Below are 12,678 nucleotides of genomic sequence, written 5' to 3' on the forward strand. Positions count from 1 at the left end.
CATAGTGTGACGCCATGAAGGCATTTTGCCAACACTCCTTGATGGTTGCTTTTAACCATTTGTTTTTATTGGGATTTTTATTCGATTGGCGTTTTTTGTTATGTACTTTGCTTTAGCCTCAAGTTTTCTCGCTCAACGGCGCGTTTTGCTGTCCTTTCACTTGAATAAAGCCACCGCAACCGCCTCGGCTTCGCCTGATCCCCCGCCGTAATCGTCTTTTCCTTCCCCGTTTTCGCGTCGCGGTAATACGCGATGATCCCCGTGTAATCCCCCGTGTTCTCCTCCGCCAAGTCCTCAACGTTGTCCTCCGGCAACTTGCTCTCCAGCTCCAGGCTGACCGTGTAACCGCCGTCCGCACTCAGACTGTGCTGCACATTCCCGCCATACCAAATGATCTCGTCGATTTCCGCTTTCACGCCCTGGAGCGTGTACGTCAGCTCCGGGATCAGATCCGGCCGGCCCATCGCCAGGGTGTAGCTGAGCGTGGCACTGCCGCGCTGCAACCGCCGAAACTCGGCACGGGCGGCGCGCAGGGCTGACTGCTGGTCGCTGTAGGTGTGGCGCAGGTCCTTGAGGTTGTCGCCGCCGCCGGCGATGGCTTCCTGTTTCTTGGCGCTGTTCACGTCGTAGTAATAGGCCCGCACGCCGTCGTAGCTGTCGCGGTCGGCTTGCAGGTAGCGGTGCTGGTCGCCGTCTTCGCGGGTGAGGGTGATGTGGGGCAGGTCCAGGCCGTTGGCGGTCTTGCCGCCGCCCGCTGGCAGGCACAGCAGGCACCCGGCTTTGACGCTGGCCACCGCGTCGAATTCTTCGCCCAGGCGGCTGATCAGGTTGGCGTCGGACTCGTTGGCCTGGTCGAGTTGCAGGATGGGCAACCCGTCGAGCGCGCCGGCGATGGTGGCGGTGAGGCCGTTGCCGATGGCGATGTCGCCCAGGACGTCGCCGAGGGTGGTGTTGCTCCAGCTGCGTTCGCGTTTGGTTTTCAGGCCTTTGCGCAGGTCGGCGGATCGGGCGCGGATGCTGAGCACGTCCGGCGCTCCGCTGTGTTCGGTTTCGTCCACGGTATAAGTGCCTTTGTCCACCAGGCCGGTGTCGCTCCAGCCCAGCCACAACCGCAGCACCGCACCCTTAGGCGGGATGGTCAGCAGGCCGTCGTGGTCGCTGAGGGTGATGCTGAGTTGGTCGGCCTCGACGCCACGGTTGTCGGTCAGCTCCAGGCCCATCAGCCGCGGGCTGATCAGCTTCGCGATGTCGAGGCCGTCAACGGTGAGGCGGAAGGCGGGCACTGGGTAGGCGGCGTCCCGCACGTAGCGTTGGGCTGTGTCACGTAGGTAGCCCGTGACCTTGGAAATAACGGACTCAATCAAAACAGGCCTCGCAGGATGTTGAGGCCGACGCTGGTGGCGGCGCCGAGCAGATCGATGCGGTCGTCGTCGGTGCGCTTGAGGCTCAGGGTGAACTCAATGCGCCGTGGGGTGCCGTCGCTAAAGAAGATGGTCTTGTTCTCGCTGAGGCTGTCGATCACCCACAACCCGTAGATCCGCCCGGTGCCCTCGACCATCGGCCAGGCCTTGCCGGTGTTTGCCATCAGGCGAATGGCGTCGAGGCTGAGGGCGCTGCCGGCCAGCTCGGGGAAGATGATGCCGGGGAGGGTGATGGCGTCTTCGCCACGGCCGACGAACTGCCGCGCAGGCGCCGCGCCGATGCGGTTGTTGCTGGCGTGGCGCCAATCGGTTTGGCGTTGCAGTTCCTGGTATGCGGCGGTTCGAAGGCTGAACACGAACATGCCGAGGGCCATCATCATGGTGGTTATTCCAGGTCAGAAAGTTTGCTGCGCTGACGCGCTTTCTTTTCGTTTTCGATGCGGGCGAGGATGGTGCGCAGGCTCTTTTCCAGGCTTTGCATATCTGTGCCAGGCCCTGCTGCGATTTCGATTTTGTAGACGTCGTGGCTGTCGTAGACGACTGCCGGCGGCGCGGCGCTGATCGGCGGCTTGGTGTCCACGGCAAACGCCGGCATGGCAGTGGCGCCAAGTGCCAGGGTACTTGCCGCCGTCATCTGCTTGCTGACGCTGGTGAGGGCGTCCAGCGGGCCTTTCTGCCCACCTTCCAGGCCTTGGGTCAGGCCGGCCATGGTGAACCCGCCCAACTCGGCGAACACTCGCGACGGGCTGTGGATGCCGAGCTTTTCCTTGAACCAACCTATGCTCGCGTCGCCGATCGAGCTGATGGCGTCTTTGACGGCGCCGAGCCCGGCTTTGAGGCCATTGACCAGGCCGTCGACGATCATGCCGCCGAACTCGGTAAAGCGGCTGGGTAGATCGATGCCCAGGTAGCTCAGCACACCGGCGAAGGCCTGGTACAGCAGGCCGAGGGGGCTGAAGTTGACCAGGGTGGTGATGATGCCGGCGATACCGCCGCTGAAGCCGGCTTTGATCTCGGTCCAGGCGTTGGCGAAGTAGTTCTTCACCGCGTCCCAGTTCTGGTAGATCAAGTACGCGCCGCCGGCCAGGGCGGCAACCACGGCAGCGATGGTCAAGACGATCGGGTTGGCTGCCAGCCCCCACAACGCGATCCCGACGGTGCGCAGGGCGGTGAGCAGGGCGCCGCCCATGGTGGTGGCGAGCATGCGAATGCCCTGGGCGAACATGGGGAACACGTTACGGGCCAGGCCTGTCAGCGTGGGGAACAGCTTGCCGAGCATCTTGGTGATGCCGCCGCCCTGTAGGCCGAACATGGTCATGCCGTAGCGCAGCACGGCGAACGGTCCCAACATGCTCGCCATGGTCAACGCCAGGCCCCCGAATACGAATGCCAGACCGGCGATTGCGGCCACGACCTTGACCAGGCCACCGGCCAATTTTGGATTTTCCCGTGCCCAGGTGCCGATGCTGTTGGCGATCTCGCCCAGGGTGTTGATCAAGTCCTTCAGGTCTGGCGCAACAGCGGCGCCGAACTCGGCCATGGCGTTGGTGAAGCTGCCTTCTGCCGCCTCCATGACGTTGCTGAGGGTATTGAGCTGTTCATTGACGCGGGTGCGCAGGTCGGCCTGGGTTTGCAGCTTCTGCTGGACTTCCTGATACCCGGCCAGCCCCTTGTTCATCATGGTGTTCAGGGTGGTCAGCGTTTCAGCGTCATCCCCGAACAGCTTCTTGATGATCGCTGCGCGGTCGACGTCGTTGAAGGCCTTGAGCTTTTCGACTTGGGCGTACAGGTTCTCCAGCCCGGCAAAGTTTCCTTTTTCGTCGGTGAATTTGAAGGACACGCCCTTCTTGCTGCCCGCCGCGATCTCGTTGGCGCTGGCTACGTGGTCTTTATCCAGTCCCGCCTGGAAGATTTTACGGAAGGCGTTGCCGGCGGAACCACCCTCCATACCTGCCTGGTCCATCATGATCAGCAGCGGTGCCAGTTGTTTGGCCGCATCGATCCCTGACTTCTTGATTACGTCCATCACCGGGGCGATCTTGCTGAAGCCCTGGAGCATGTTGCCTGGGTCTACACCGGCATAGAACCCGCGCTGGATGGTGTCCATCAGGCCCATCATGTCCTTTTCAGTGGTGCGTGTGGCGTCCTGCATCTTTGCGGCAAACTCAGCCGCCTCTGTGGCCTCCATTTTCAACTGGACGCCAAGGTATGCCGCCGCTTCACCTGTGCCGCCCAGAATGCTCTGCGCGCTCAGGCCCTGGCGCCGCAGCATGGTCATCATGTTCTGAAAATCAGCCGTGGTGCCTGGCAACCGATCGCCCAGCTTGGTCGCCAGGTTGGTGATTTTCTGGAAGTCCTCCGACACCTTGCCGGTGTCGTCCATCATCGACACCTTGAGCTGCGTGGCGGAATCCTCATTCGGCGCAAAGGCCTTCACAGCGGCCACTACCGGCCGGCTCGCCGCGTAGCCACCACCCAGCCCTGCGGCGCCGTTAACGGCCATGTTGCCGGCGGCACGCTGGGATTTTTCCATCTGACTACGAGCCGCCGCTGCCCGCTTGTGCTGAGCGCTCAGCTCTGCCATGCGCTTGGCCTGCGAACTGATGCTGGCGTTGGTGGCGTTGATTTGCTCGCGCAGCTGGCGTTCGTGGGTGCCGAGATTCTTTGTGCTGATGCCCGCGTCATAGAGCTTCGACCGCAGGCTCTGCAACTGCTCGCTTTGCTGCTGGTGCTGCTGCTTGAGCCGCTGGGCCTCGCGCACGGCCGATTGAAAGCTGCGGGTCATCGCCCTGGTAGGCGCCCCGGTCGCGGCAAATTCCTGGCTGAGGGTTTTGACGCGATCGCGGGCTGCGGTCAGGGCCGCGCCGGTCTGCTCGGCGGCGGCGCGCTGCGTGCGCCAGGCGCTGATGTCTTTCTGCTGGCTGTTGAGTTCTTTGAGGCTGTCGCGCGCAGCCTTGAGGGCGCGGGCCGTCTCAAGGCTGCCTTCGCTGATGTGCTTCAGCGGGCGCGTGGCCTTGTCGATGGTACTGAGCAGCACCTGTAGTCGCAGATCATTTGCCATCGGTCGAACTCCGCACCCTGGCGCGCTCGCGCCATTCCATCAACTCTTGCAGGCCCAACTGATCCATGTCAGCCGGTGCCCAGTGAAAAACCACGGCCAGGTCGGCCATGGCGTCGTCTACGCAACGAGGGATGCGTCCGTCTTCATCGATTTCTGTAGCAAAAAACCGCACACCTTGGTGCCGAGCGCGAACAGATCGGCGGGGTCCATCGACGTGACTTCGACGGCGGTGAGTGTCGGGCTACTGATGCGCGGCACGACCTTCACCAGGCTGTTGACGTCGATTTGCAGGAGTTCGGCCAGGCTCACACCACGCAGCTCGCCCGCGTTGGGTTTGCGCAGGGTGATGCTTTCGATGGTGGTGGTGCCACGGCGGATCGGCGTGTCGAGGATCACGGTGTTGTCGTCGGCCAGTGGTTTGACGTCGGCTTGGTCGGTGTCTGGGGTTTTCATGGGCGAAGCTCCTGGTGATTTGGGATGGAGTTATCGATCGAGGCCGGCGATCAGAGGCCGATGGCAGTGCGCTGTTTTTCCAGCATGTCGACGCCGTTGACCTTCTCGATAAAGTTGAGCAGGTCGATTTCGATGATTTCTTCGTTGTCGACGGTCAGCTTGTAGTAGGTGCAGGTGGTGGTGATGGAGTGCTCGGTGTCTTCGCCAGGCTGGGCGTCGCCCATTTCGATGGTTTCGTGACGGCCGCGCACGGAGATTTCCACTGCGCTGACTTCGCCGGTGTCGTCTTGCTCAAACGAGCCAGCGAAACGCAGCGCCACACCCGAGGCATTGACCGCGCCGAACTGCTTGAGTACCACCAGATCGAGGCCGCCGAGCTTCCATTCCAGCTGAATGCCGTCGTCAGAGAAGCCCAGGTCAGCCTTGACCGGGCCGTTCATACCGCCGCCGCGATAGGCTTCCATCTTGCGGCCAAGTGCGGGCAGGGTAACGGTCTTCACTTTGCCGGTGTAGCTGCCGCCGTCGTTGAACAGGTTCATGTTTTTCAGTTTGTGAGGCAGGGCCATGGCGGGATTCTCCGAGGTTATGGCACAGGGTTAACTCCCCTCGCGGGGAGGCCCGGTTTAAGCGTTGACGGCGGCGGCGAACTGCATCAGGTAGCGGTCGGTGATGCGCTGGCGCAGGGTGAGGTCTTCCAGGGGCGGCACGGGGGTGTAGTCGTAGTCGAGGGTCAGCTTGCCGGCCTTGAGGGTGTCCTTGTCGTTGATGTCTTCCGGATACCAGCACTCGCCGCCGATCAGATAGCCCTGGGAAACCAGCTCGCGGAACTTAGCGTTGATCCCGTTGATGATGTCTTTGACCAGGGACGCATGCATTGGCTTGTCCATGGCCCACATGTGCGCTTCGGCCATGGTGTCGGCGATGATCTGCGCGGTACGCGTGTAGTTTTCGAACGCAAACAGCGGATCGTCGCTGCACGTACGGCTACCCCAGAAGCGGAAGCCGCCCTCGTTGATCAGGGTGGTGACCTCGTTGCTGTTGAGGTAATTGGCGTCGGTGGCCGGGTTTTGCAGATCCCAGAACACGTCCGCGCTGATGCCGGTCACGCCGTTGACGGCGACGTTGGACAGGGTCTTGTGCCAGCCGGTCTCTTTATCGATCTTGGCCCGCAGGCCCAGGGCGCGAGCCACTGCCGACGCGGTGACGGTTGCGCTGGTGACCGTGTCCCAGTTCTGGAACTCCGGCCAGATCACCATGACTTCGCGGGCGCCGAAGTTTTCGCGGTAGGCGACCACCTCTTCCTTAGTTTTGCAGTCCCACGCGCTGACGTAGGCGAAGGCGCGCAGGTCCTGGGCGATCGATACCAGGGCGGTGGCCACCGGCTGACTGTCCAGGCCTGGCACACCGAGAATGCGTGGCGTCATGCCCACGCGGGCCTTGGCGGCGAGCAGGGCTTTCATGCCGGTGTACTTGCCGTCGGCGGTGGTGGTGCCGATCAGGGCGGTGGTGGTGGCGGCTTGGTCCGCGCCTTCCTTGACCCGCACCACGATGGTGTAGGGCTTGGTCTGGTCGGCGATGGCTTGCAGGCTGGACGCCAGGGTGCCCTTGACGCCGGCTTTGGCGATGGCGCTTTGCACGTTGGTCAGCAGGACCGGGGTGTCCAGCGGGAAGGTGAGCGGGTCCGCATCCTCAGCCGTACAAACCAGGCCAATGACTGCGGTAGCGATGGTGCGAATGGGGCGGGTGCCGTCGTTGAGTTCGAGAACCCGCACGCCGTGGAGATAGTCTGTACCGGCCATGGGTGGTTGCCTGCGCTGTGATGGAATGACAGTGCACAGGCTGCCGCGCGCGCGGCGATTGGGCGAGCGGCGGGAGTTGTAGGTTGCAGTGATACAAGGGCGGGGACGCTCAGGCAGTTGCTATTGAACCTGTTCAAGTAACCATTCTGGCTGCATCGGTCGGTGCTCGTGCGTCGGGAAGTCTGGAGATTGGGGCCAATCGCGTAGCGCCTGTCGATATGTCAGTAGCTCCGCGAATTGCTCAGCAGTCAGCGTCGCAGGCCGATCAAGATCCTGCTCGTCACGATGTCGCGTAACCAGCCACTCGGTTGAAGCCACCACCTGATTACGCCACTCGCGCTCAAACTCATGGGGCAGCAGATCGTCGCTGATCACTTCCTTCGGTAGCTGTGTCAGCTCCCCGGCTTCGCTGAGGTGCCACACACAACTATTGTCCTGCGTCACTTCGTACCACCGCTGATCATCGATGAGGACGGCGTCCGAAGGTATCTCGTGCACACCCTTGATCAACTGCGTGACCACTTCACGGGCTTCATTTAGAACTAAATACTTAGCCATGGGACCTCTCAATAACCGAAGCAGAAAAAGAAATAGACGTTGGCCGCCGCCGAAGAGTCGGCCGAGTAGTGCGGCCGGTTGGTGATTGAAATTGAGTTAAGCGTGGTTCCGACGGTGGCCGAATTGTTCCCGGTGCCGACTCGAAACGCCCCAGGCAATACCGCCGAGGCAGGGAAGGAGATCGGGTAGTTAAACGACACCATCGAGCCGCTGGGGATTGAGGTCGTCATGCCCCACTGGATGATAAAACCACCCAGCCACGTCGGCAGAACAAAGGCGCCATTTGAACCCTTGATGAACTGAAAGCCTAAGCGCATTTTCTTCGCCGTGACGGCCTTCGCATCATCGGCTCCCGCATTAACCTCGTCCTGGGTTGCAAGCTGCACAACGCCCAATACGCCTTCTTGCGCGGCCTGCCACAACGCCGTCAAGCGCGCGGCTAATGTCGCCGGTGTGACGATCGTTGTAGTCTCCGTTCCAGTGTTTACAGCTGACTGAGCCGCGATTCGGGCAATGCCAGCGACAGACGCCGTAGCCTGCACAACCTTCGCAGCGATGGCCTGCCAGACGCGCAAGGCCGTCATCGGCTTGGTTGTATCCGAACCTTGCTCAGCCTCAGTCTGGCTCGCAGAGATAATTCCATAGCCAGATAGAGTAGTGGGCGCTCCCGTCAGCGCAGAAAATGGCACAGAGTACAAACCCGCCCCATTGCCGGTGATGGTGCCGCCGATTTCGACGACGCCTTCCGACTTAATGCGAATGCCCAGCCCAGTCGAGTAGGATTCAGTTCCGAGCCCCATATATGCAACCTTGAAGGCTCCATCTGCACCACCGTAAAACCCTACCCCACCCTTAATCGAAGAAGCCGTGCCGGCGTGCAGGCCTACAGTCCACGAGGGAGTGACTCCTGGCGCGGCATAGAGCCTGCTGTTCTCTGTCATCTGAACATTGCCGGACAGAACGCCACCAGTGTTTGGTAGCGCGTCGGTGATCCCGTGGCCGGCCAGCGTTGTCGGGTTTGTACCAGCGATTACGCGGCCGTACTTGTCGACGGTAAGCTTGTTGTAGGAGCCAGCAACAACTCCGGTGCGACCCACCGCCATTTCAAAGGACAGCGGGGTCGTACCAAGAACAATCGGCGCATCGGTTACCAGTTGCCAAACGCTGTCGCCGTTGACGGTGCCTGTTTCTACGCTCACGAACAGACCCGGTGTCACCTCGATGCTGGTATCTGCGTCCAGGGCACGCTTCCACACACCCGCTGCGGGAACCACATACAGGCCGTTATCCTTTGCCTGGGTCTGATTCTTTACCAGCACTCGCGAGCCGGCGGAAAGCAACACTCCGTCAATTGTCTGTAGGCCGCTCAGCACAATGTTTTCCGTGGTCGCGGCCAGTACCGAATGTTTGAAGTCCACCTTTGCCAGCGCCTCGATAACTGAGGTATCGACGTATTCGCGGGTTGCCAACACGACGCTGGGGTCGATTTTCAGCTCAATGTTGGCCGAGCTGCTGACGATCAAGTTGATCCGGATTATTTGGGTCCGGCCTGAGCCTTGGGCAAGCAGCGATTTGTACGTTGGTGCGCAGTTGGCGACCGCGACCATGTCGCCGTCCGCGTCATACAGCGCAAGCTCCCGCACCCACCAGCCGCCTACGCTCTCGGGGATGATCTGCTCGGCGATGATCACGCTAGCGTTGGCCGGATCTACCTTCACCTGGTTCAACGGTGCACGTCGGCGCTCATTGATCAGTTTGGTTTGTGTGCGACTGGGGATAGGGTCGGTGCCGTTGGCATCACCCACGGCCATCTGGGCCAAGACCAAGGACGTACCGAGGGCTGTGGCGTTCGCTAATTTGGCTTCGCCGATGGCGGTGAGGATCGCGAAGAACTGCGTGTTTTGGTCGGTCATGAGTAGATGTCCATCGTGTCGATATGATGTTCGCGGCCACCGGTGCGGAATACGCCGCTGACGTCTATGTCGCGCTGGGTCGGTGGGTAAACGCTGAGTTCGTCGCCTTCATAAACGCAAGCCCCAATAAACACAGTGCCAGCGGTTTCCAGGCTGATCGCCAGGCCGGTCAATGGGCGGGTGAGGGGCTTGGCGTCATCGATCAGCCAGCTAAGCTCCATGTACATTTCTTCGGTGATGCCGGTGTCCAGCACGCCGATCTTCAGGGCGAAGGTGCCCGGCACGCCCTCCGGTACGGTCTGCCACCACTCCACCACCTCGATCAGGTAACCCAACGGTTCGACAACCCGGCGCAGGGCGCCGATGGTGCCCTTGTGGGCGTGGACGTAGCGGGATGAACGGATGGCCGCGCGCTTGGTGGCTTCACTCCAGTTGCTGTCCCAGCGATCGACGGAGAAGGCCCAGGCCAGGTAGGGCAGCACGGCGACCGGACAGGTGTTCGGGTTGCACAACTGCCGCAGCGGGATTGGGACGCGCTGGATCTGCGCGAGCGCCTGCGCCGCCTGGATCTCAAGCAGCGTGGAGTTGTTCGGCAGGAGCTGCTGGGCGCCCATTACTCAGCGCCCCGTTTGACGGTGACGCCGGTGCAGTAGGGGGCCTGGGCCTTGGTGGCGACGATATTGACCCAGTTTTCCAGCACCACCTTGCGCACGCCCTCTACGAACAGTGCGGCATAGACGGCGCTTTCCGAGACTTCCATACCCAGGCGACGGCGCTGGCCGACGTAGGCCAGCAGGCTCTGTTCGGCCGCTGCCAGGATCGGTTCCGACTCGGGGCCGCTGGTCAGCAGATAGAGTTTGGCTTTGACCTGGTAGCGGAGGATCTGCGCGCCCTGGACGGTCAGGCGGTCAGCCACGGGCCGGCGGTCATCGTCGCTGAGGTACTTTTGAACGGCGGCAATCAGGTCGGCGGATGCAGTGCCATCCCCCAGCAGCGATTGCACGGTGACCACGGCAACGGCAGGCGAGGGGCTTTCAGCGGTCGCATCGGCAACCCGGCCATCAGCCCCACGCGCATGGAAAATGTAGCTCTGGCGCGGGCCTGCGGTGCTCAGCCCCTCCCAGGACATCTGCGCCCGTTCGCGCAAGCTGTCGTCGCTTTCCATCAGCAGCGCCACAGGCGGCACCGCCATCGGCTTGGCCTCCTGCACCACCAGGCGCTTGACGTTGAAGTTGCCCGCCAACTGATCCAGATCGGCACCCCTGGCCAGGGCCAGCAGGTTTGCCATGGACGCCTCATTCACCCGCTGCCGCCAGATTGCTTCGCGGTAGACGTTCTCTTGCAGCAGCTTGGTCAGCGGCTCGGATTCCAGCTTCAGGCGGGCGGCAATCATCGCCTGTTCCTCGACCGGCCACAGGCTGATCATGTACGCCTTGCGCTCGGCCAGGATCAGCTCCAGGTCGATCTGCTCGACGATCTGCGGCGCCGGGAGCTGGCTGAGGTCAATCGCGGCAAAGGAATTCATACGCTGCCACCCATTTGCAGCGGCACGCTCAGGCTCAGCGCCTCATTGGTGTCCACCAGGCTGCCTTCAAACTCCAACACCGCCCGGCCTTGCAGGTTCGCGCCGATGAACTGAACGCTGCTGAGGCTGATACGCGGCTCCCAGCGCATCAGCGCCATGACAACGGCGGCGTACACGCGCAGGCGGGTGGCGTCGTTGAAGGGGTGGTCGACCAGCTCGGGGATCAGGCTGCCGTATTCGCGGCGCATGATGCGGGTGCCGATGCGGGTGGTGAGGATGTCGCTGATGGACTGGCTGATGAGGCTCAGTTCGCTGATGGCGCCGCCGGTTTCTCGGTTCATTCTGGTTTCCCCGTTTTCCCGCTGCCTGGCATTACGCCGATGTGCAGATGCTTGACCAAGCTGATATTGGCCGCGACCACGTCTTCGGAAACGGTCACCAGGCCGACCACGTTCTGGTTGCCGGTTTGGTTGTAGTCGCCCTGGTGATTGATCGGGCCGATGATGTTGATGCCGCCCTTGCTGACCAGGCTGGTGGTGCCGCTGTCGGGCAGGATGGCGCTCAGGTGGTGGTCGACGCTGTCGTACTCGATCACCGCGCCATCGGCGTAGGTACGACGGTGCAGGCCGGCGCGGTTGCCGTTGGCGGGGATGTGGTCGCTGGGCAGGCCGGTGATGACGACGCCGTTGGCGAGCTGGCCGGATGGGCTGAACAGGATGACCTGTTCGTCGACGGTGGGCGGGTCCCACTCCCGATCAGCACCGGCGCGCAGGGCGAGCCAGGGTAGCCAGGTGGTGGTCAGTGAACCGGTTTTTACCTGCACGCGCGGGGGCTCCATCTGCACGGCGGCGATGACGCCGAAGCGGATGAGGTTTTCGAGCATGCGGGAGAGGGCGGCGAAGTCGTTCATGGCGCCGATGGTGGCGCCACGCGTACGGGAGTGCAGCGATTGCTGCTTGTATTACGGATGGTTACAAGCGATGGCTCAGAGGTTGCGATTTGAGTGGTTTAAATGGAGTCGAGCGATCGCCCAATAAACTCTCCAGAGCTGTGCCAACCCATTGTTTTTGCTCCTGTCTCTGGCTCTATATACCAAGTCTCCTGCCAGACGTTTGAAAGATCCCATTCCCAACTGACTGCCTGACCAACTTCAAACCAATCGCGAAGAGTCGGAAAAATTATTTGGTTCTTTTTAATGCCTCCCGGACCTACTAACTCTAAAATCACACCAAGACCGCCAACTGTAATCTGGCATCCTGGGTCTTTAAATAACGGGACCCTTACATGGCGTACAATATTTTTTTGTATAGGGAGCGCTTTGAGGGCTCTCAGTATGGTTATTCCAGAGTCAAGCGCGCTTATTACATCGTCCTCAGAAGCTTCCTTTGTATGAATCAGTTTGTTTCTGACCATCATGAATAGCTTGGTTGAATTGAGGATGCTATCGGAAAGTCCGCCGACACTTTTACTGAGTTTTTCCATGGTTTCAGTAGAGGAAACGCGATGGTTACTTAAATGTCCAGTGCTTGCAAGTGCTCTACGGGCAGCGATATCGATGTACCCACTAAGCGTGATTAATGCAACTCTAGGTGATTTTGTGGCTTCATCTAAAATATGCTTGATCTCGTCTTGTTCGGTCTGTTCCAAAATTGCTGTGGTCGGTTCTGGATCTAAAGAAGGAATGCTTTCAGCGACGACTTTTGTGGTTTCTGCTGAAAGTCTTAATTCTTCTAAAGAACCCGATAGCTCTATTTCTTGACCAAGAACTTTGCCTTTTTTAATTCGCCTGAGTATCTCTGATAATTCTTTTCTGAAAGTTAATAATATGGTGAAACCTAGAATTGGCCATAAGATTTTGGCCACTGCTCCAATTAAATTTATCACTAAGTCCATGTGTGCTCCCAATGTGAAACCGCCAGTGGTCGACGAGTTTATATGAGTTCGGCCT

Annotated in this window: 14 protein-coding genes; all 14 read right to left on the reverse strand. The window is 60.6% G+C overall.

The window, feature by feature from the left end; genetic code table 11:
- Positions 1-98: 98 nt before the first annotated feature.
- A complete protein-coding gene (locus OPU96_RS13595; RefSeq protein ID WP_498559207.1) occupies positions 99-1,364 on the reverse strand; it encodes a phage late control D family protein in 1,266 nt (421 codons plus the stop codon).
- Entirely contained in the window at positions 1,361-1,801 is a 441-nt protein-coding gene (locus OPU96_RS13600; RefSeq protein WP_498559208.1) for a phage tail protein, read from the reverse strand. Before OPU96_RS13600 ends, OPU96_RS13595 begins: the two co-directional genes overlap by 4 nt.
- Before the next feature lie 5 nt (positions 1,802-1,806).
- On the reverse strand, positions 1,807-4,482 hold the full coding sequence (locus OPU96_RS13605) for a phage tail tape measure protein (protein WP_498559209.1): 2,676 nt from the start codon (positions 4,480-4,482) through the stop codon (positions 1,807-1,809).
- Positions 4,472-4,591, reverse strand: a complete 120-nt coding sequence (locus tag OPU96_RS13610; RefSeq protein ID WP_078049802.1) for a GpE family phage tail protein — start codon at positions 4,589-4,591, stop codon at positions 4,472-4,474. Before OPU96_RS13610 ends, OPU96_RS13605 begins: the two co-directional genes overlap by 11 nt.
- An 8-nt stretch (positions 4,592-4,599) precedes the next feature.
- A complete protein-coding gene (locus OPU96_RS13615) occupies positions 4,600-4,935 on the reverse strand; it encodes a phage tail assembly protein (RefSeq protein ID WP_498559210.1) in 336 nt (111 codons plus the stop codon).
- Between the two features lie 50 nt (positions 4,936-4,985).
- The gene (locus tag OPU96_RS13620) at positions 4,986-5,501 is read right to left on the reverse strand and encodes a phage major tail tube protein (RefSeq protein ID WP_498559211.1); all 516 of its coding nucleotides are present in this window, start codon (positions 5,499-5,501) and stop codon (positions 4,986-4,988) included.
- Between the two features lie 57 nt (positions 5,502-5,558).
- The gene (locus OPU96_RS13625) at positions 5,559-6,734 is read right to left on the reverse strand and encodes a phage tail sheath protein (RefSeq protein WP_498559212.1); all 1,176 of its coding nucleotides are present in this window, start codon (positions 6,732-6,734) and stop codon (positions 5,559-5,561) included.
- Between the two features lie 120 nt (positions 6,735-6,854).
- Entirely contained in the window at positions 6,855-7,292 is a 438-nt protein-coding gene (locus OPU96_RS13630) for a phage tail assembly chaperone (protein WP_498559213.1), read from the reverse strand.
- An 8-nt stretch (positions 7,293-7,300) separates the two neighbouring features.
- Positions 7,301-9,205 (reverse strand): phage tail protein, encoded by a 1,905-nt coding sequence (locus OPU96_RS13635; protein WP_498559214.1) that lies wholly within the window; start codon positions 9,203-9,205, stop codon positions 7,301-7,303.
- Complete coding sequence (locus OPU96_RS13640) at positions 9,202-9,819, reverse strand: phage tail protein I (protein WP_498559215.1); 618 nt, start codon at positions 9,817-9,819, stop codon at positions 9,202-9,204. The genes OPU96_RS13635 and OPU96_RS13640 overlap by 4 nt, the downstream gene beginning before the upstream one ends.
- A complete protein-coding gene (locus OPU96_RS13645) occupies positions 9,819-10,730 on the reverse strand; it encodes a baseplate J/gp47 family protein (RefSeq protein WP_498559216.1) in 912 nt (303 codons plus the stop codon). Before OPU96_RS13645 ends, OPU96_RS13640 begins: the two co-directional genes overlap by 1 nt.
- Complete coding sequence (locus tag OPU96_RS13650) at positions 10,727-11,071, reverse strand: GPW/gp25 family protein (protein WP_498559217.1); 345 nt, start codon at positions 11,069-11,071, stop codon at positions 10,727-10,729. Before OPU96_RS13650 ends, OPU96_RS13645 begins: the two co-directional genes overlap by 4 nt.
- A complete protein-coding gene (locus tag OPU96_RS13655; RefSeq protein WP_498559218.1) occupies positions 11,068-11,640 on the reverse strand; it encodes a phage baseplate assembly protein V in 573 nt (190 codons plus the stop codon). Before OPU96_RS13655 ends, OPU96_RS13650 begins: the two co-directional genes overlap by 4 nt.
- A gap of 98 nt (positions 11,641-11,738) precedes the next feature.
- The gene (locus OPU96_RS13660) at positions 11,739-12,623 is read right to left on the reverse strand and encodes a hypothetical protein (RefSeq protein WP_498559219.1); all 885 of its coding nucleotides are present in this window, start codon (positions 12,621-12,623) and stop codon (positions 11,739-11,741) included.
- Positions 12,624-12,678 lie beyond the last annotated feature (55 nt).

It is taken from the genome of Pseudomonas sp. RP-B7, assembly GCF_059803535.1.